This window comes from Burkholderia lata (assembly GCF_902499025.1).
Lineage (GTDB): Bacteria > Pseudomonadota > Gammaproteobacteria > Burkholderiales > Burkholderiaceae > Burkholderia > Burkholderia lata_C.
The window spans coordinates 36,893-56,467 of the sequence record NZ_CABVPW010000052.1; the positions used below are offsets into that span (position 1 = coordinate 36,893).

Sequence of the window (19,575 nt, forward strand, 5' to 3'; positions counted from 1 at the left end):
CTTAAGCTTGCGTCCGCGCAACACCGCACAACACCCGACGACTCACCGACCCAACCGACCATGCCGGATACCGTTTGCCGCCCGCCGCGGCTGATTCTTGCCTCCAGTTCACGCTACCGCCGCGCGCTCCTCGAGCGCCTCGGCATCCCCTTCGACGTCGTGTCGCCCGACCTCGACGAAACCCCGCACGACGGCGAAACGCCGGCCGCGACGGCCCTGCGCCTCGCCGGTGCGAAAGCGCGCGCCGTCGCCGCGACGATCGACGCGCCGGACGGCGTGCTCGTAATCGGGTCGGACCAGGTCGCGACCTTCGACGGGCTCCAGATCGGCAAGCCCGGCACGCATGAGCGCGCGCTCGCGCAACTCTTGTCGATGCAGGGCCGCGAAGTCGAATTCCACAGTGCGCTCTGCCTGTACGACAGCCGGACGGGCGAAGCGCAGGTCGAGGACATCGTCACGCACGTGCGCTTCCGCTCGCTGCCCGAGGCCGAACTCGACGCGTACCTGCGCGCGGAAACGCCGTACGACGTCGCCGGCAGCGCGAAATCCGAAGGGCTCGGCATCGCGCTGCTCGACGCGATCGACTCGAACGACCCGACCGCGCTCGTCGGCCTGCCGCTGATCGCGCTCACGCGCATGCTGCGCGCCGTCGAATATCCGTTGTTTGCAACAGCCCGTGGAGACCGCGCATGACCGCCGGCACGCTTTATCTCGTCCCGAACACGCTCGGCGAAGGCGACGAATCGATGCTCGCGGCCGTGCTGCCCGCGGCCGTTCAGGCCCGCGCCGGCACGCTCGGCTATTACATCGGCGAGAACGCGAAGACCACGCGCGCGTTTCTGAAGAAGATCGGCACGACGCGCCCGATCCAGGAAATCGAGATAAGCGAACTGAACGTCAATACGCCGGCCGGCGCTATCGACCGGCTGCTCGCACCCATACTGGCCGGCGCGGACGCCGGCCTCGTGTCCGAAGCAGGCTGCCCGGCCGTCGCCGACCCCGGTGCATTGCTGGTGCGTCGTGCGCACGAGCGCGGCGTGAAGGTCGTGCCGCTCGTCGGGCCGAGTTCGATCCTGCTCGCGCTGATGGCATCGGGGCTGAACGGCCAGAGCTTTGCGTTCAACGGCTACCTGCCGGTCGACGCGGCCGCACGCGCGAAACGCCTGCGCGAACTCGAGCAACTGTCGCGCAAAGCGCGCCAGACGCAGATCTTCATCGAAACGCCGTACCGGAATCACGCGATGCTCGACACGCTGGTCGCGACCTGCGCGCCGTCGACGCAGATCTGCGTCGCGGCCGACCTGACCCTCGCGACCGAGACGATCGCGAGCCGTACCGTAGCGGACTGGAAAAAGGCGCCTGCGCCGAATCTGCACAAGCGCCCGGCGATCTTCCTGCTGCTGGCGAACTGAAGCCGCAGCAGGCTATCCGCCCACTGAACGGCGGGCCATTGCGGCCCGCTCGTATCCGGTCAGCGCAAGCTGACCGACGCGCCGCCGGCCGTCAGCGCCTTCATCGCGGCGCCGCCGACGGCCGCGCCGAACTTGCGCGCGACACGGTTCGTCAGGCTTTCCTTCACCGTATAGTCGACGAGATCCGGCGCCTTCAGCACGTCACGCGCGACCGTGTCGGTCGTGCCGTAGCCGTCGGCGAGCCCGAGCTCGACGCTCTTCTCGCCGGTCCAGAACAGGCCCGAGAACATGTCGGGCGTCTCGTGCAGCCGCTTGCCGCGGCTATCCTTCACGGCCTTGATGAACTGCGCGTGCACCTGGTCGAGCAGCGCCTGCGCATGCGCGTCCATCTTCGGCGTTTCCGGCGAGAACGGATCGTAGAAGCCCTTGTTTTCGCCTGACGTATGCAGGCGCCGCTCGACGCCGAGCTTGCCCATCAGGCCGGTAAAGCCGAACCCGTCCATCAGCACGCCGATCGACCCGACGATGCTCGCCTTGTCGACGAAGATCTTGTCGGCCGCAGACGCGATGTAATAGCCGCCCGATGCGCACATGTCGGTCACGACGACGTAGAGCGGCTTGTCCGGATACTTCGCGCGCAGCCGACGGATCTCGTCGTAGACCATCCCCGCCTGCACCGGGCTGCCGCCCGGGCTGTTGATCCGCAGCACGACGCCGACCGTGCCGTCATCGTCGAACGCGGCGTCGAGCGCCGTATTGATGTCGTCGGCGTTTGCATTCACGCCGGCCGCGATCTCACCGTCGATCGTCACGAGCGCCGTATGCCGCCCGCTCGACGAGAACTTCGAATCGCTCGAAAAATCGATCAGCGCGAACGCGAACAGCACGAACACGGCGAGAAACGCGAAGCGGAAGAAGATCTTCCAGCGTCGCGCCGCGCGCTGCTCCTTGACGGCCGCGAGCGCGATCCGCTCGAGCGCGGCACGCTCCCAGTTCGGTTCGCGGCTGTCGGGACGGGAGGAGGAATCCGGAGAATTCGGTTGGTCGGCCATGCAGTGTTGTCGTTAGTCGGTCGTGGCGGGAACGGCAGGACGCAGGTCGGCGTCGGGCACCCAGAATACCGCACGCCCGTCGGACGTGTCGCGCTCGTCGACCTCGACCGGCCGCAGGCGGCCGCCGCGGCACGGGCCGCCGACGCACTTGCCGGTGTTCGGCTCGTAGATCGCGCCATGCGTCGCGCACATCAAATAAAGGCCGGACGATTCGAAGAACTGCCCTTCGGCCCAATCGAGCTCCATCGGCACATGCGCGCAGCGATTCAGGTAACCATAGGCCTGGCCCTCGTAGCGCACGAAAAACACGACGGCCTGCTCGCCGCGCAGCGTCGCATCGACGCGCACGCCGGCGCCGCCGTCGGCCAGCGCATCCGATGCGCACACGCGCACGGCGTCCGACACCGTGCTCATGCGTGCTCCCGCAGCCACGCGGCCAGCGCGCCGACGTCCGGCGCGACGAAGCACGGCGCGAGCGCAGCCAGCGCATCGGCCGTGTGCGCGCCGTACGCGACGCCGACGCCGGCCGCTCCGGCACTCGCGGCCATCTGCAGGTCGTGCGTCGTGTCGCCGATCATCACCGTACGCGACAAATCCTGCCCCAGTTCCCGGGACAGTTCCTGCAGCATCGCCGGATGCGGTTTCGAGAAGGTCTCGTCCGCGCAGCGCGTCGCATCGAACAGGCTCGTCAGCTTCGACTGGTCGAGCACGCGGTTCAACCCGACCCGACCCTTGCCGGTTGCGACGGCGAGCAGATAGCCCGTATCGCGCAGCTCGGCAAGCAGTTCGCGCACGCCGGCGAACAGCTCGATGCGCTGGTCGTCGAGCAGATAGTGATAGCGGTAGCGTTCGGCGAGCCGCGAATAGTCGGACGGATCGAGGGTCGGAGCTGTAATCTGCAGCGCATCGCGCAGGCCGAGGCCGATCACGTAGCGCGACGCCTCGTCGGACGGCGTGGGCAGGCCGAGATCGCGGCATGCGGCCTGGATGCTGTGCGCGATGTGCGCAGTCGAATCCATCAGCGTGCCGTCCCAGTCGAAGACGATCAGGTCAAATTGCTGTCGAGCCATGCGGTTCAGGCGGTATCGCGCAGTGCGCTGAGTTGGTCGAGAAAGCGCCGGCATTCGTCCGGCAGCGGCGCATCGAACTGCAGCGCCTCGCCGGTCAGCGGGTGGGCGAGCCGCAGCCGGTACGCATGCAGGAACATCCGTTTCAACGACGGCTGCGCATTCGCGCGCGCCAGCGCCTTGTTCAGTGCGAAATCGCCATACTTGGCGTCGCCGGCGATCGGCAGGCCAAGATGCGCGAGGTGCACACGGATCTGATGGGTCCGACCCGTTTTGAGTTCCGCTTCGAGAAGCGCGTACTCGGGCCAAAGGTCGACGAGGTTGAACACCGTGTGCGACGGCAGCCCGTCGTCCTGCACGCGCACGCGGCGCTCCCCTTCCGGGGTCGAATACTTGAACAGCGGTGCCTTCACCGTGCGGCGGCGGCCCCAGTCGGGCTGCCATTCGCCGTGGACGCACGCGAAGTAGCGCTTGTCCATCTTGTTCTCGCGAATCTGTTCGTGCAGGCCCACCAGCGCCGTGCGCTTCTTCGCGAGCATCAGGATCCCGGACGTCTCGCGGTCGAGCCGGTGCACGAGCTCGAGGAATTTCGCGCGCGGGCGCGCCTGGCGCATCTGCTCGATCACGCCGAACGCGACGCCGCTGCCGCCGTGGACCGCGACCCCGGCCGGCTTGTTGATGACGAGCATCGCGTCGTCCTCGAACAGCACGTCGAAGTGCGCGGGCGGCACGATCGTGGCTTCGGCACGCGCGAGGTCGGCTGCGGCCACGCGCACGGGCGGCACGCGGACGATGTCGCCGAACGCGAGCCGGTACTGCGCATCGACCCGACCCTTATTCACGCGCACCTCGCCGCTGCGCAGGATCCGGTAAATATGGCTTTTCGGCACGCCTTTACAGACGCGCAACAGGAAGTTGTCGATACGCTGACCGACCGAGCTTTCGTCGATCTCGAGCATCGATACCTGGCCGCTTGCGACCGAATTCTGGGATATTTTGCCTAACTCGTTCATACTGAATATAATTTTGCCCAGCCTGACGTTGCGGGCGGCCTCACCGGCCGGCCCGGACTAACCGGGCAAGGCGCAAGCGCAAACCGTTATTTTACTTGCGCCGGGGGTCTGCTGCTCACCCCTAATCAAAGAGAAGCAGCAAGTTGCACGCACGGCGCCGCCCGTCGGCAAGGATCGCGCCCACAGGCGGATTCGGTCGGCAAGGCGCCGCGGTAACGGAAAGTTGGTTGAAAAGAATTTGATCGGCAGCCCGACGGCGCGAAGTGCGTCCGCAAGCTGCCGGTTGCGAAAATTACGGCGTTGCGCCCGATTTGGTCCCGCGAAGCGTGCGGGGCTTGGCGACGTCAAACCAGGGAAGTACACCCCAAGCGGGAAAGTCGGGCTGGATTCGATACTCCCCGCTGCGGCCCAAGCCGCAGCATCTGCCGCCCGTCGGCGCGCGCGACGCATTGCGCGCGCCCGTGGCAATGCCCGGACTCAGGCTTAGCGCGCTTCTGCAGCGTGCGGTGTGTGAACGCCGTGCTTTGAAACCGTATTCGCAGGTGCCCTACGGCCGCCGGCCCCGTCTTTCGGGCCCAAGCGCCTCTTCAGGCAATTCTCCCCGCCATCGTTCCCGCTCCAGCGTGCTTGTGACAACACAACAAGGCGCGGCCTGCCGTCGTTCCCGCCTTCGCGACTGACAACCGCGAGGCGCCGCCAGCAGAGCCGCCTGGAGCCGTTCATGAAACGCATGCTGTTCAATGCGACGCAGCAGGAGGAGCTGCGCGTCGCCATCGTCGACGGGCAAAAGCTCATCGACATCGACATCGAGACAGCCGGGCGCGAACAGCGCAAAGGCAATATCTACAAAGGTGTCATCACCCGTATCGAGCCGTCGCTCGAAGCGTGCTTCGTCAATTACGGCGAAGACCGCCACGGCTTCCTGCCGTTCAAGGAAGTCGCCCGCCAGTACTTCAAGGAAGGCATCGACATGCGCTCCGCGCGCATTCAGGATGCCCTGCGTGAAGGCCAGGAGCTCATCGTCCAGGTCGAGAAGGAAGAGCGCGGCAACAAGGGCGCTGCCCTCACCACGTTCATCTCGCTCGCCGGCCGTTATCTGGTGCTGATGCCGAACAACCCGCGCGGCGGCGGCGTGTCGCGCCGGATCGAAGGCGACGAGCGTCAGGAACTGCGCGAGACGATGGCACAACTGCAGATCCCGGACGGCATGAGCATGATCGCCCGTACCGCGGGCATCGGCCGCAGCGCCGAGGAACTGCAGTGGGACCTGAACTACCTGCTGCAACTGTGGCGCGCGATCGAAGCGGCGTCGCAAAGCGGCAACGCCGGCCAGCCGATGCTGATCTACCTGGAATCGAGCCTCGTGATCCGCGCGATCCGGGACTATTTCCAGCCCGACATCGGCGAAATCCTGATCGATACGAACGAGATCCACGATCAGGCCCGCGCATTCATGGACATCGTGATGCCGGACAACGTCGCGAAGGTGAAGCGCTACCACGACGACGTGCCGCTGTTCTCCCGCTTCCAGATCGAGCACCAGATCGAGACCGCGTACTCGCGCACGGTTCCGCTGCCGTCGGGCGGCGCGATCGTGATCGACCACACCGAAGCGCTCGTCGCGATCGACGTGAACTCGGCGCGTGCCACCAAGGGCGCGGACATCGAGGAAACGGCAACCCGCACGAACCTCGAAGCGGCCGACGAAGTCGCCCGCCAGCTGCGCCTGCGCGACCTCGGCGGCCTGATCGTGATCGATTTCATCGACATGGAATCGGCGAAGAGCCAGCGCGAAGTCGAGCAGCGCCTGAAAGACGCGCTCAAGCACGACCGTGCGCGCGTCCAGATGGGCAAGATCTCCCGCTTCGGCCTGATGGAACTGTCGCGCCAGCGCCTGCGTCCGGCCCTGTCGGAAGGCAGCCACGTGACCTGCCCGCGCTGTAACGGCACCGGCCACATCCGCGACACCGAATCGTCCGCACTGCAGGTCCTGCGGATCATTCAGGAAGAAGCGATGAAGGAAAACACCGCGGCGATCCACTGCCAGGTGCCGGTCGAGGTGACCGCCTTCCTGCTCAACGAAAAGCGTCAGGAAATCAACAAGATCGAGTCGCGCTTCAAGGTCGGCATCGTGCTGATCCCGAACAAGCACCTCGATACGCCGCACTACAAGCTCGAGCGCCTGCGTCACGACGACGCACGTCTCGACGATCCGCGCGCGTCCTGGAAGATGGCCGAGGAAGCAGCACGCGAACTCGAGTCGGAAACCGGCTACAGCAAGCGCACGGCAGAAGTGAAGCCGAAGCAGGAAGCCGCGGTCAAGGGCATCACGCCCGAGCGTCCGGCCCCGACCCCGGCGCCGCAGCGTCCGGTCGAGCCCGTTCCGGCACCCGCGCCTGTCGCCGCGGCAAGCGGCGGCTTCATCGGCTGGCTGAAGGGCCTGTTCGGCGTGTCGCCGGCTCCGGCGCCCGCACCGGTTGCTCCGGCACCGGCGAAGGAGCAGGCAGCCCGTCCGGCTCGCGGCGAACGCACCGAGAAGTCCGAGCAACGCGGCGAACGCGGCGGCGATCGCAACCGCAACCGTCGCGGCGGCGCCCAGCAGGCGCAAGGCGGCCGCGACCAGGCTGCAGCAGGCCGTGGCCAGCCGCAACGCCAGGAACGCGAAGGCAAGGAAGCACGCGAACCGCGTGAAGCACGTGAGCCGCGTGAAGGCCGCGAACCGCGCGAGGCTCGTGAACCGCGTGAAGGTCGCGAGAACCGCGAAGGCCGTGAGGGTCGCGAGGGCCGTGCCCCGCGCGAAGGTCGCGAGCCGCGTGAAAGCCGTGAGCCGCGTGAACCGCGTGAAAACCGCGAACCGCGCGAGCGTGCCGAGCAGCCGGAAGGCGTCGACGCAGCCGGTCGTGGCGAGCGCCAGGAACGCGGCGAACGTCGCGAGCGCGGCGAGCGCCGCAAGCCGACCCAGCATGCGGCTACGCTCGAAACCGTCACCCGTGGCGAAACGCATCCGGAACCGGAAACCGACGAGGCCCTCGCAGAAGCACTGCCCGGCGCCGAGCTGGCAGCCGACGCGGAAGCCGTCGCGCGTGATGGCGAGGAACGCCGCCGTCGCCGTCGCGGCCGCCGTGGCGGTCGTCGCGAGCGCGAGGAAGACGGCGCAGTCGTCGACCACGCCGAGCAAGGCGCAGAGGGCGAAGCCACCGTGCAAGCGGTGACGCCGGAAGCACCGGCTGCTGCCGAACCGGCCCACACGGCCGCACCGGCAGTCGTCGTGGCAGCCGCCGCGGCAAGCGCCGTCGTCGCCGAAGCCGTGGTCGAGCATCATGCCGAACCGGTAGCACCGGCCGCTGTCGAGCCGCAGCCGGCACCGGTACACGTCGAAGCAGCGCCGGTCGAAGCAGCCGTTGTCGCCCAGGCAGCAGAACCGGCACCGGTCGCACCGGCCGTCGATACCGAAGCCGGTCCGGCTCCGGTCGCCGTTTCGCCGACGGACGCGTTCGAAGTGCCGGCCGCGCCTGTCGCTGTCGAGGCACCGCAGCCGGCACCCGTCGAGCAAGCCGCACCGGCCGTGACGACGGAAGCCGCTACGGTGGCTGCCGAGCCGGCCCATGTCGAAGCAGCGCCGGTCGAGGCCGTCGCCGCGCCGGCACCGGCTCCGGCTCCCGCCCAACCGGCAGCCGCGCCCGCTTCGGCGAGCCTGGATGTCGTGCTGGAGCAGGCCGGTCTCGTCTGGGTGAACACGGACGCCGGCAAGTTCGCCGCTGCACAGGAAGCCGCGTCGCACCTCCCGCGCCCGGCTCGCGTGCCGCGCGAACGCAAGGCGCTGCCGCCGGCCGATACGGCCCCGATGCAGCAGGTCGAAACGACGCATCACTGATCGACGCATCGTCCGACCAGGAAAAGCCCGCCTCCGGCGGGCTTTTTCACGTCCGCGCTGCGGGTTTCCGCCCACCGGACCGACCCGCCGCTTGCGGCTAAAATAGAGGTCTGGTTCGCACTTCTTTCAACATGTCCCGACGCATCATTCCTCTAGCCGACGTCAGCGGGATGCCGGACGTCTCCGGCGTCGCGCATGCCCCGGACGGCACGCTGGCCGACACGTTCGCCAGGCCGCTGCGCGACCTGCGCATTTCGGTGACGGATCGCTGCAACTTCCGCTGCGTGTACTGCATGCCGCGCGCCGTCTTCGACAAGGACTACCCGTTCCTGCCGCATAGCGCGCTGCTCACGCACGAGGAAATCGAACGCGTGGCGCGACTCTTTGTCGCACACGGCGTCGAAAAGATCCGCATCACCGGTGGCGAACCGCTGCTGCGCAAGAATCTCGAATTCCTGATCGAGCGCCTCGCCCGCCTGACGACGCATGACGGCCGCCCGCTCGACCTGACGCTCACGACCAACGGTTCGCTGCTTGCGCGCAAGGCGCGTGCGCTGAAGGACGCCGGGCTCACGCGCGTGACGGTCAGCCTCGACGCACTCGACGATACGTTGTTCAAGCGCATGAACGATGCCGAGTTCGCGAGCGCCGACGTGCTCGACGGCATCTTCGCCGCCCAGGCCGTGGGCCTCGCGCCGGTCAAGGTCAACATGGTCGTGAAACGCGGCACCAACGACAGCGAGATCCTGCCGATGGCCGAGCGTTTCCGCGGCACCGGCGTGATCCTGCGCTTCATCGAATACATGGACGTCGGCACGTCGAACGGCTGGAACATGACCGAGGTGCTGCCGTCGGCGGACGTCATCGCACGGCTCGCCGAACACTTCCCGCTCGTACCGCTCGAGCCGCACACGGCGGCGGAAACCGCGCAACGCTGGGGCTATGCGGACGGCAGCGGCGAGATCGGCGTGATTTCGAGCGTCACGCAGGCCTTCTGCGGCGACTGTACGCGTGCGCGGCTGTCGACCGAAGGCAAGCTGTACCTGTGCCTGTTCGCATCGACGGGCCACGACCTGCGCGCGCTCGTGCGCGGCGGCGCGAGCGACGCCGAGATCGCGACCGCGATCGCCCGCATCTGGCAGGCCCGCACCGACCGCTATTCGCAACTGCGCGGCAGCGCGTCCGCCGAGGCCCGGCCCGACGGCGCCGGCAAGCGGGTCGAGATGTCGTATATCGGCGGCTGACGCACGCTGCCCTTCCCACCTTCTCACGATGCCCGCTTCCGCCTCTCCCTCGATCGCCGGCCTGCTGCTAGCAGGCGGGCGCGCCACGCGCATGGACGGCGTCGACAAGGGCCTGCAGTTGCTCGACGGCACGCCGCTCGCGCTGCACGTGCTGCGCCGGCTCTCGCCGCAGGTCGACGAGACGCTGATCAGCGCGAATCGCCATGCCGATCGCTATGCCGAACTCGGTGCGCCGTTCGACGCGCGCATCGTCGCGGACGAAACTCCTGACTTTCCCGGCCCGCTCGCGGGCCTGCTCGCCGGCATGCGGGCGGCATGCGCACCGCTCGTCGCGTGCTCGCCGTGTGACACGCCCTATCTGCCCGCCGACCTCGTTGCACGGCTGCAGGCGGCGCTCGACGCGCAGCAGGCCGACATCGCCATGGCAGTGACCGTCGACGCACAGCAAGTGCGCTCGCCACAGCCGACGTTCGCGCTGCTGCGCACGTCGCTGGCCGACGATCTCGCCGCGCGGCTCGCGGCCGGCGACCGCAAGGTGCGTGCGTGGTACGCACGCCACAAGACGGTCGAAGTCGAGTTTCGCGACGAGCGTGCGTTTTACAATGCCAACTCCTGGCAGGAACTCGCCGCGCTGGCCCGCCGCTGACGGCGCCCGTACGGTTCCCGCCCGGCGCCCGCCACACGCGAAACCCGCGCCCAGGCACCCTCCTCGCGCCACCGGCCACGAACCCGATACGCCTTGCGGCGCAGTCCGACTGATGATCACGCAATCCTCGCCCGCCCCTCGAACCGCACCCGATTCCGATGCCCCGCTGTCGCTCGCCGACGCGCAGGCGCTCGCGTGCCGCTTCGCGGTGCCCGTCGACGCGTGTGACACGGTGACGCTGCGCGATGCGCTCGACCGCGTGCTCGCGGCCGACGTGAACGCGCCGTTCGACATTCCCGCGTACGACAACTCGGCGATGGACGGCTATGCGTTCGACGGCAGCACGGGCACGCACGCATCGCCGCAAGCCGACGTCGCGCTGACGGTCGCCGGCACGGCGCTCGCAGGCCATCCGTTCGACGGCGCCGTCGCGGCCGGATCGTGCGTGCGCATCATGACGGGCGCGCCGATGCCGGCCGGCTGCGACACGGTGATTCCGCAGGAACGCGTGCGCGTCGACGGCGACACGATCCACTTCGCCGCGCACGATATCGCGCGTGGCGCGAACTGCCGCAAGGCCGGCGAGGATCTCGCGCGCGGCGCTTGCGCGCTCGCCGCCGGCCGCATCCTGCGGCCGTCCGATCTCGGCCTGCTTGCGTCGTTCGGCATCACCGAAGTTGCGGTGCGCCGGCACGTGCGCGTCGCCGTGTTCTCCACCGGCGACGAACTGCGCGAGCCCGGCGAGCCGCTCGGGCCCGGCGCACTGTACGACAGCAATCGCGGGATGCTGATCGCGATGCTCGAAAGGCTGCGCGTCGACGCGGTCGATCTCGGGATCGTCCGCGACGACCCGGCCGCGCTCGAAGCCGCACTGCGCGACGCCATCGCCGCGCAGGCCGACGCGGTGATCACGTCGGGCGGCGTATCGGTCGGCGAAGCCGACTTCACGCGCGACGTCATGGCCCGGCTTGGCGACGTGACGTTCGCGAGCCTCGCGCTGCGTCCCGGCCGGCCGCTCGCGTGCGGCACGCTCGCACGCGCAGCCGAAGGCGCCGGCCACACGCTGTTCTTCGGGCTGCCCGGTAACCCGGTCGCGTCTGCCGTGACGTTCTACGCGATCGTGCGCCCCGCGCTGCTGACGCTGGCCGGCGCGCAGGCCCAGCCGCCGGCAATGCATACGGCACTCAGCACGCAGGTGCTGAAAACGCGTCCGGGCCGCACCGACTACCTGCGCGGCATCGCAACACGCGCCGCCGACGGTCATTGGCACGTCGCACCGGCCGGCTCGCAGAGTTCCGCGTCGCTGAGCGGCCTCTCGGCCGCCAACTGTTTCATCGTCCTGGGCCACGATACCGCGGCAGTCGACGCGGGCACCCCGGTCGACATCCTGCCGTTCGACGGCCTGATCTGAATTCCACTATCGGTATATCTCTACGGGGGCAATCCGCACATGAAGAAACAAATTTCGTCGATCGCCGCGGGGCAAACCGCAAAGGCGCTGATCCTCGTCTACCTGACGTTCAGCGTGCCGATCGTGCTGCTCGGCATTCTCGTCGCATACATCCGCTACGGGATGGTCGAACTGAGCACGATCCTGAGCGCGCTGCTGCTGAACGCCATCCTCGGCTTCGTGCTGCTGTGGATCGCGTGCCACGCGTACAACTGGGTCGCATCGCGCTTCGGCGGCATCGAGATCGTGCTGTCCGATCCGCCGGAGGAAGCGTGAGCGGCACACCGCTGATCCGCGCGGCCCAGGCGCGCGACGTCGGCGCGATCCTCGCGCTGATGCGCGAGCTGGCCGAGTTCGAGAAGCTCGCGCACCTGTTCGTCGCGACCGAGGCCGATCTCGCCGACGCGCTGTTCGGCGCGCAGCCTGCCGCCGAGGCGCGAGTGGCCGAACACGGCGGCGCGATCGTCGCGTATGCACTGTTCTTCCACAATTACTCGACGTTCCTCGGCCGTCGCGGCCTCTATCTCGAGGATCTGTACGTGCAGCCGTCGCAGCGCGGTACGGGCCTCGGCACCGCGATGCTGCGTCACCTCGCGGCATTGGCCGTCGAGCGCCGTTGCGCTCGCTTCGAATGGTCGGTTCTCGACTGGAACCAGCCAGCGATCGATTTCTACGAAAAGATGGGCGCAACCGTGCTGCCCGACTGGCGCATCGTCCGCGTCACGGGCGACGCACTGGATACGCTCGCCGGGCATTGATCGCGGGCCGGCCACGCCGGCCATCGCTTCAAAAGAAAACGGGCGCCGCGGCGCCCGTTTTTACTTTCCGGCCGATGTCGACCGTGTACGTCATGCGTCGTCCGCATCGGCACCATCGGCACCATCGGATCCTTCCGCACCGAGCAGCCCGGCCGCCGTGTCGCCCGGCAATGCCTCGACCTGCTTCAGCTTGCGGTTCATCACGCGCGTGCGCTGCTCTGCGGCCTCGATCGAGCGGGTGACCGTTTCGAGCTGCGACTTCGTGCGCGCTAGCACATCGCCGAACTTGCCGAACTCCGTCTTCACCGCGCCGAGCACCTGCCACACCTCGCTCGACCGTTGCTCGATCGCGAGCGTGCGGAAGCCCATCTGCAGGCTGTTCAACAGTGCGGTAAGCGTCGTCGGGCCGGCAACCGTCACGCGATAGTCGCGCTGCAACAGGTCGGTCAGCCCCGGGCGACGCAGGATCTCCGCATAGAGCCCTTCGGTCGGCAGGAACAGCAGCGCGAAATCGGTCGTGTGCGGCGGCGCGACGTACTTCTCGGCGATCGTGCGCGCCTCCAGCCGCACGCGCGCCTCGAGCGCGCGGGCCGCCTCCTCCACCGCCACCGCATCGGCGCGCTCCTGCGCATCGATCAGCCGCTCGTAGTCTTCGCGCGGGAATTTCGCATCGATCGGCAGCCACACGGGCGGCGCGTCGCGTGTGCCGGCCTCGCGCCCCGGCAGCCGGATCGCGAACTCGACGCGCTCGCTGCTCTTCGGCACCGTCGCGACGTTCTTCGCGTACTGCTCGGGCGTCAGCATCTGCTCGAGGAGCGCCTCGAGCTGCACTTCGCCCCAGGTGCCGCGTGTCTTCACGTTGGTCAGCACCTTCTTCAGGTCGCCGACGCCCGCCGCGAGCGTCTGCATCTCGCCAAGCCCGCGATGCACCTGCTCGAGCCGGTCCGACACGAGCTTGAACGATTCGCCGAGCCGCTGCTCGAGCGTCGCATGCAGCTTCTCGTCGACGGTACGGCGCATCTCCTCGAGCTTTGCCGCGTTGTTGGTCTCGATTTCCTTCAGCCGATGTTCGAGCGTCGCGCGTACCTCGCCGATCCGGCGGTCGTTCGCCTCGGTCAGCTGCGTGAGCTGCCGGTTCAACGTGTCGCCGAACAGCCTGAGTGCGCCCGTCTGCTCCTCGCGCGCCTGCTGCGCCTGACGCTGCACGCTCTCGCGCATCGCGTCGAACTGCTGCGCATTGCCGGCAACGAGCTTGCCGAGCTGCTGTGCGAAACCCTCGATCTGGTTGTTCTGCACGGTCGCCACGCTCGTCAGTTGCGCGGCGAGCGTCTGCTGAAGCTGCGCGAAGCTGCCGGCCAGCTCGGTGCGCGAGCCACGCGCGTTCTCGACGATCTCGCCGCGCAATTCGCGTTCGAGCCGCTCCACCGCGCGCGCCTGCGCATGCGCGGCGTCCTCGATCTGGTCGCCCAGTACCGCCGCATCGTCGTGGCGGCCACCGCCACGCACGAGCGCGACGATCGCCACCGCCAGCGCGACAGCCAGCACGACGATCGCCGCAAGCAACAACGTCATTGTCATGCGCGCGACTTCCCGATCACGTCAGGGTTGATCGGATTCGGCGGCTGCCCTGCGCGCGGCCCTTCGCCCAGCGCGGCGATCAGGTTGTCGGCGGCGAGGTTCGCCATCGCGCGGCGCGTCTTTTCGGTCGCGCTTGCGATATGCGGCGTCAGCACGACGTTCGGCACCTCGAGCAGCGCCGGATTTACCGTCGGCTCGCCTTCGTATACGTCGAGGCCCGCTGCGGCGATCGTCCCGTCGCGCAGCGCGGCGGCCAGCGCCGCGTCGTCGACGATCCCGCCTCGCGCGATGTTGGTCAGCGTCGCGGTGGGCTTCATCTTCGCGAGCTCGGCCGCGCCGATCGTGTGATGGTTCTCCTTCGTGTACGGCAGCACAAGCACGACGTGATCGGCACGCGCGAGCAGCGCATCCTTCGACACGTATTCGGCATTCAGCTCGGCCTCGATCTCGGGTGCGACCCGCGACCGGTTGTGATAGATCACCTGCATCCCGAACCCGCGCGCGCGGCGCGCCAGCGCCTGGCCGATACGCCCCATCCCGATGACGCCGAGCGTCGAGCCGTAAATGTCGCTGCCGAGGAAACCGTCGTATGCCCACTTCTGCCAGTGGCCGGCGCGCAGCCAGTGCTCGGATTCGGCGATCCGGCGTGCCGCGGCCATCATCAGCGCCCAGCCGAAATCGGCGGTCGATTCGTTCAGCACGTCGGGCGTGTTGGTGCCGAGCACGTTCGACGCGTTGAACGCGGCCATGTCGAAATTGTTGTAGCCGACCGCCATGTTCGCCACGACGCGCAGGCGCGGCGCCGCCGCGAGCTCCGCCGCGCCGATTGGATCGCCGGCCGTCAGCGCGCCGTCCTTGTCGGCCAGACGCGCAGCGAGCGCGTCGGGAGCGAGTGCGTCGCCGTTGTTCCAGTCGACGTCGAAATACTGCTTGAGCCGCTCGATCACGTCCGGAAAGATCGGACGCGCGACCAGGATCTTCTGCATCGCCATCTCCGCATGCCGCGGGCGGATCGCAACGCGCCGTGCGCCGCCGGGACCGCCCGCTCTAGGTTGAAAATCGTCAGCTTACGCCGTGAAGAAGAGCCACGACGTGAGCAGGAATACCGGTATCAGCACGACCAGCGCCCAGCCGAGATACGCGAAGAAGCTCGGCATCTTCACGCCGCGCGATTCGGCGATCGCCTTCACCATGAAGTTGGGCGCGTTGCCGATATAGCTGTTCGCGCCCATGAACACCGCGCCTGCGGAAATCGCGGCGAGCGTCGACGCGCCGGTCGTCATCAACGACTGGGCATCGCCGCCCGCGAGGTTGAAGAACACGAGATAGGTCGGTGCGTTGTCGAGGAACGACGACAGGATGCCCGTCGCCCAGAAGTACATCGCGTCGATCGGCTTGCCGTCCGGCCCCGTGACGAGATGGACGATCTGCGCGAATGCACCGTCGGCACCGGCGCGCAGGATCACGATCACCGGCGCGATCGTCACGAAGATCCCCGCGAACAGCTTCGCGACTTCTTCGATCGGCGCCCAGTTGAACGCGTTGCCCTCGCGCGCGGAGCGCGGCGTCAGCGCGAGCGATGCGAGCGTCACGCCCACGAGCGCGACGTCGCGCACGAGGTTCTGCAGCGCGACGTGCGTGCCCCACACGTCGAACGTGATGCCCGGCTTCCAGATGCCGCTCATCAGCACCAGGCCGATCACGGCCGCGAGCAGCACGAAATTGATCTTGCCGTCGATCGACAACCGGTCGCTGTCGGGCGTCGGGTCGAGCACGACCGGCCGCTCCTCGCCGCCCTTCCGGTAGAAGTACGTATCGAGCGCGAAGAACAGTGTCAGCAGCACCACGCAGATGAACAGCATCGGCAGCGCGAGATGCGTGGTCGTCCAGAAGAAGCTCACGCCATTCAGGAAACCGAGGAACAGAGGCGGATCGCCGAGCGGCGACAGCGAGCCGCCTGCGTTCGCGACGAGGAAGATGAAGAAGATCACGACGTGCACGACATGCTTGCGGTTGTCGTTGGCGCGCAGCAGCGGCCGGATCAGCAGCATCGCGGCGCCCGTCGTGCCCATCACGCTCGCGAGCAGCGTGCCGAGCGCGAGGATCGCGGTGTTCAGCTTCGGCGTGCCGTGCAGGTTGCCGTTCACGCAGATGCCGCCCGCGACCGTATAGAGCGCGGTGAGCAGCACGATGAACGGAATGTATTCCTCGAGCAGTGCGTGCACGAGCGTGCCGAACGCGGTGCCTGCGCCGAACGCGAACGCGAACGGGATCAGGAATACGATCGCCCACCCGGCCGCTATCTTGCCGAAGTGGTGATGCCAGAACACCGGGGCGACGAGCGGGAACAGTGCGATGGACAGCAGGATCCCGGCGAACGGGATGCCCCAGAGAGCAGACAGCGTGGCACCGTCGAGCGTTGCGGCCGATGCAAGCGCGGGAACGGCGCCAAGCGCGATCCCCGACGCCATGCCCGCCCAGGCGGCATGTCGTTTCATGCAGAACTTCCTTGTTCGAATGGTAGTGGATGCTGCGGGCGCGTCATGCGCCCCGTACGACGATCACATGAACGCGGTACGGGCCGTGCGCGCCCAGTACGATGGTCTGCTCGATGTCGCCCGTGCGTGACGGGCCCGACACGAAATTGACCGCACGCGGCAATTCGCCGCGCTCCGAGCGGATCAGCGCAAATGCGTCTTCATGACCGGCGACGATCCGCGACGCGGGAACGATTGCGATGTGTGTTTCCGGCAGCAGGCCGGCCGACGCATAGGTGTCGGGTCCGGACAGCAGCACCAGCGAGCCTGTTTCGGCGGTTGCGCAAAAACAGCCGGTGAGGCCGACCAGATCGCCGTCGTGCGGCTTGCGGCATTCGACCGACAGGCCTGCGCCCGCCCAGTCGAAATCGGCCAGCGTGCGCCACGCGACGGCCTGCGTCGGCAGGCCGTGAGCGGAAAGGTAGCGGGCTGCGGCAGCCGGCACCTCGGCAAGTGTCGCGACTTCGTCGACCGTCGTCGACAGGCGTGCCGCTTCATCGACGAATGCAGCGACGAGATCGGCCGGCACCGGCGGGCGCGGGCCCTCCGGATGACGGGCGAGGTAGTCGGCAACACCGTCGCGCTCGGCCGCATCGGGTTCGGCCGCACGCCCCTGCGCCGCGCGAATGCGCGCGAGGATCTGGCGACGGGCAGCGGAAGTGTCCATGAACGGTCCTCGTAACGTTGGCGGGCGATACCGTCGGATTATACCGGCCGCCCCCGCCGCAACGCAGTTTTGGCCGTTCGGCCGACGCTTACTTCGACGCGTCTTCCTCGACCGGCTGCGCGATGCCGAACACCTGGCGCAGGTACGCGAGGTACGCCTTGTCGTCGCACATGCTCTTGCCCGGCGAATCCGACAGCTTCGCGACCGGCTGGCCGTTGCAGCGGACCATCTTGATCACGATCTGCAGCGGCACGTAGCCGAGATCGTTGGTGAGGTTCGTGCCGACGCCGAACGCGAGCTTGCAGCGGCCGCGGAACCGTTCGTACAACTGCATGACCTTCGGGATGTCGAGCGCATCCGAGAACACGAGCACCTTGGTTCGCGGGTCGCAACGGTTCGACTCGTAATGGCGCAGCATCCGCTCGCCCCATTCGAACGGATCGCCCGAATCGTGGCGCGCGCCGTCGAACAGCTTGCAGAAGTACATGTCGAAGTCGTTCAGGAACGCATCCATCCCGTAGACGTCCGACAGCGCAATCCCGAGATCGCCGCGATATTCCTTCGCCCACATCTCGAAGCCGTAGATCTGCGAATCGCGCAGCCGCGGGCCGAGCGCCTGGCATGCCTGCAGGTACTCGTGCGCCATCGTGCCGAGCGGCGTGATGCCGTGCTTCATCGCATAAAGCACGTTGCTCGTGCCCGCGAACTGCGGCCCGAGGCCGTCGCGCAGCGTAAGCGCCACTTCCTCGTGCCAGATCTTCGAAAAGCGCCGGCGCGTGCCGTAGTCGGCGATCTTGCAGTCGGCGAACTCGGGCTTCGCACCGAGCAGCTTGATCTTCTCGCGCAGCCGCTCGCGGCCTTCGCGATAGTCGGGCTCGCGCTGCGTATTGCGGAAATACACTTCGTTGACGATCGCGAGCACCGGGATCTCGAACAGGATCGTGTGCAGCCACGGCCCCGTGATCTCGATGTCGATTTCGCCATTGCCCTTCGGCGACGGCGTGATCGAGATGTACTTCTCGTTCAGGTGGAACAGCGCGAGGAAATCGACGAAATCGCTCTTGATGAAGCGCATCCGCCGCAGGTAGTCGAGTTCGACGTCGGAAAAACGCAGCGCGCACAGGCCGCGCACCTCGTCGCGGATCTCGTCGATGTACGGCACGAGATCGACGCCGGGCGTGCGGCACCGGAAACGGTATTCGACGCTTGCAGCGGGGAAGTGATGCAGGACGACCTGCATCATCGTGAACTTGTAGAGATCCGTGTCGAGCAGCGAAGTGATGATCATGATTACGGCACCGCCAATATCGTGACAGGGCCCTGGCGCACCGCGCGCCGCCCGGTCTGACGGCCATGTTACCCGAATGCGGGCCCGACCATCGTGAAACCGCCTGCCGCCCTGCTCAGGTCGCACCGCCCGTTCCGGCGTGCAGGAAACGCACCGCCGCCGGTGCGTCCCTTCAGCGCCGCCCCGAGGGGGCCCCTAGGCGGGCCCCCATAAACTAATCACGAAACGATATAAGCCGGATAGCCGACCACGCCATGCGGGTTTTGCGCTTCAGTTACAATGCCGGTTTTGGCGCAAACGCCACCCCATATATACCGCCAAGCAGGAGCGTTTTAATGACTCACGTTGTGACCGAAGGCTGCATCAAGTGCAAATACACGGACTGCGTGGATGTGTGCCCGGTGGATTGCTTCCGTGAAGGTCCCAACTTTCTCGCCATCGATCCGGACGAGTGCATCGACTGCGCCGTGTGCGTCGCCGAGTGCCCGACCAACGCGATCTATGCCGAAGAAGACGTTCCGGGCGACCAGCAGCAGTTCACCGCGCTGAACGCCGAGCTGGCGAAGGACTGGCCGTCGATCACGAAGACCAAGCCGGCACCGGCCGACGCGGACGAGTGGAAGGACGTGCAGGACAAGCTGCACCTGCTCGAGCGCTGATCGCGCAGCGGCCGCAGAAAATTTTTTGTGCGCCGCGGCTCAAAAGTATTGACGGCCTGATCAACGCTCCATATAATCTCGTTTCTCTGCTGTTGTTGTTTGTTCCCCGATAGCTCAGTCGGTAGAGCGCCGGACTGTTAATCCGTAGGTCCCTGGTTCGAGCCCAGGTCGGGGAGCCAAAAACGCAAAGGCCCGTTGAAAGTGGACGGGCTTTTTGCTGGTAGACAAACAAGCATGCAGATGTACCGATTTATTCCCCGATAGCTCAGTCGGTAGAGCGCCGGACTGTTAATCCGTAGGTCCCTGGTTCGAGCCCAGGTCGGGGAGCCA

Annotated in this window: 18 protein-coding genes and 2 tRNA genes; 11 read left to right on the plus strand and 9 right to left on the minus strand. The window is 67.3% G+C overall.

Annotated elements, in window-relative coordinates:
- Window positions 1-60 precede the first annotated feature (60 nt).
- Entirely contained in the window at window positions 61-693 is a 633-nt protein-coding gene (locus BDI24065_RS36110) for a Maf-like protein (protein ID WP_175035190.1), read from the plus strand.
- Complete coding sequence (locus BDI24065_RS36115; protein ID WP_043181959.1) at window positions 690-1,412, plus strand: SAM-dependent methyltransferase; 723 nt, start codon at window positions 690-692, stop codon at window positions 1,410-1,412. Before BDI24065_RS36110 ends, BDI24065_RS36115 begins: the two co-directional genes overlap by 4 nt.
- A 59-nt stretch (window positions 1,413-1,471) precedes the next feature.
- On the opposite strand, the gene BDI24065_RS36120 is transcribed toward BDI24065_RS36115, so the two are convergent.
- The 4 genes from BDI24065_RS36120 to BDI24065_RS36135 are packed head-to-tail and all read right to left on the minus strand — an operon-like array spanning window position 1,472 to window position 4,544.
- The gene (locus tag BDI24065_RS36120) at window positions 1,472-2,464 is read right to left on the minus strand and encodes a S49 family peptidase (protein WP_175035191.1); all 993 of its coding nucleotides are present in this window, start codon (window positions 2,462-2,464) and stop codon (window positions 1,472-1,474) included.
- A gap of 12 nt (window positions 2,465-2,476) precedes the next feature.
- On the minus strand, window positions 2,477-2,878 hold the full coding sequence (locus BDI24065_RS36125; protein ID WP_175035192.1) for a Rieske (2Fe-2S) protein: 402 nt from the start codon (window positions 2,876-2,878) through the stop codon (window positions 2,477-2,479).
- On the minus strand, window positions 2,875-3,534 hold the full coding sequence (locus BDI24065_RS36130) for an HAD-IA family hydrolase (protein WP_175035193.1): 660 nt from the start codon (window positions 3,532-3,534) through the stop codon (window positions 2,875-2,877). The genes BDI24065_RS36125 and BDI24065_RS36130 overlap by 4 nt, the downstream gene beginning before the upstream one ends.
- 5 nt (window positions 3,535-3,539) lie before the next feature.
- Window positions 3,540-4,544, minus strand: a complete 1,005-nt coding sequence (locus BDI24065_RS36135) for an RluA family pseudouridine synthase (protein ID WP_175035194.1) — start codon at window positions 4,542-4,544, stop codon at window positions 3,540-3,542.
- Window positions 4,545-5,265: 721 nt separating this feature from the next.
- On the opposite strand from BDI24065_RS36135, the gene BDI24065_RS36140 reads away from it, so the two are divergent.
- The 6 genes from BDI24065_RS36140 to BDI24065_RS36165 all read left to right on the plus strand — a co-directional run bounded on the left by BDI24065_RS36140 (window position 5,266) and on the right by BDI24065_RS36165 (window position 12,516).
- Window positions 5,266-8,418 carry an Rne/Rng family ribonuclease gene (locus BDI24065_RS36140; RefSeq protein ID WP_175035195.1) on the plus strand — a complete coding sequence of 1,051 codons (3,153 nt, stop codon included), beginning with the start codon at window positions 5,266-5,268 and terminating at the stop codon, window positions 8,416-8,418.
- Between the two features lie 131 nt (window positions 8,419-8,549).
- On the plus strand, window positions 8,550-9,662 hold the full coding sequence (gene moaA / locus BDI24065_RS36145; protein ID WP_175035196.1) for a GTP 3',8-cyclase MoaA: 1,113 nt from the start codon (window positions 8,550-8,552) through the stop codon (window positions 9,660-9,662).
- 28 nt (window positions 9,663-9,690) lie between these two features.
- The gene (gene mobA, locus BDI24065_RS36150; RefSeq protein WP_175035197.1) at window positions 9,691-10,308 is read left to right on the plus strand and encodes a molybdenum cofactor guanylyltransferase MobA; all 618 of its coding nucleotides are present in this window, start codon (window positions 9,691-9,693) and stop codon (window positions 10,306-10,308) included.
- A gap of 112 nt (window positions 10,309-10,420) precedes the next feature.
- Entirely contained in the window at window positions 10,421-11,719 is a 1,299-nt protein-coding gene (gene moeA / locus BDI24065_RS36155; RefSeq protein ID WP_175035198.1) for a molybdopterin molybdotransferase MoeA, read from the plus strand.
- A gap of 39 nt (window positions 11,720-11,758) precedes the next feature.
- A complete protein-coding gene (locus BDI24065_RS36160) occupies window positions 11,759-12,034 on the plus strand; it encodes a hypothetical protein (RefSeq protein WP_006476519.1) in 276 nt (91 codons plus the stop codon).
- Window positions 12,031-12,516, plus strand: a complete 486-nt coding sequence (locus tag BDI24065_RS36165) for a GNAT family N-acetyltransferase (protein ID WP_175035199.1) — start codon at window positions 12,031-12,033, stop codon at window positions 12,514-12,516. The genes BDI24065_RS36160 and BDI24065_RS36165 overlap by 4 nt, the downstream gene beginning before the upstream one ends.
- Window positions 12,517-12,606: 90 nt before the next feature.
- Here BDI24065_RS36165 and rmuC read toward each other — a convergent pair whose 3' ends face one another.
- The 5 genes from rmuC to pncB all read right to left on the minus strand — a co-directional run bounded on the left by rmuC (window position 12,607) and on the right by pncB (window position 18,586).
- Entirely contained in the window at window positions 12,607-14,094 is a 1,488-nt protein-coding gene (gene rmuC / locus BDI24065_RS36170; RefSeq protein WP_175035200.1) for a DNA recombination protein RmuC, read from the minus strand.
- Window positions 14,091-15,080, minus strand: a complete 990-nt coding sequence (locus BDI24065_RS36175; RefSeq protein WP_175035201.1) for a 2-hydroxyacid dehydrogenase — start codon at window positions 15,078-15,080, stop codon at window positions 14,091-14,093. Before BDI24065_RS36175 ends, rmuC begins: the two co-directional genes overlap by 4 nt.
- An 81-nt stretch (window positions 15,081-15,161) precedes the next feature.
- A complete protein-coding gene (locus tag BDI24065_RS36180; RefSeq protein WP_175035202.1) occupies window positions 15,162-16,592 on the minus strand; it encodes a sodium:proton antiporter in 1,431 nt (476 codons plus the stop codon).
- Between the two features lie 43 nt (window positions 16,593-16,635).
- Complete coding sequence (locus BDI24065_RS36185; RefSeq protein WP_175035203.1) at window positions 16,636-17,298, minus strand: LutC/YkgG family protein; 663 nt, start codon at window positions 17,296-17,298, stop codon at window positions 16,636-16,638.
- A gap of 88 nt (window positions 17,299-17,386) precedes the next feature.
- On the minus strand, window positions 17,387-18,586 hold the full coding sequence (gene pncB / locus BDI24065_RS36190) for a nicotinate phosphoribosyltransferase (protein WP_175035204.1): 1,200 nt from the start codon (window positions 18,584-18,586) through the stop codon (window positions 17,387-17,389).
- Between the two features lie 335 nt (window positions 18,587-18,921).
- Here pncB and fdxA point away from each other — a divergent pair, with 335 nt between their 5' ends.
- The 3 genes from fdxA (at window position 18,922) to BDI24065_RS36205 (ending at window position 19,575) form a co-directional block, all read left to right on the plus strand.
- Window positions 18,922-19,245 (plus strand): ferredoxin FdxA, encoded by a 324-nt coding sequence (gene fdxA, locus BDI24065_RS36195; RefSeq protein WP_011351384.1) that lies wholly within the window; start codon window positions 18,922-18,924, stop codon window positions 19,243-19,245.
- Window positions 19,246-19,348: 103 nt separating this feature from the next.
- A tRNA-Asn gene (locus BDI24065_RS36200) sits at window positions 19,349-19,424 on the plus strand.
- A gap of 75 nt (window positions 19,425-19,499) precedes the next feature.
- A tRNA-Asn gene (locus tag BDI24065_RS36205) sits at window positions 19,500-19,575 on the plus strand.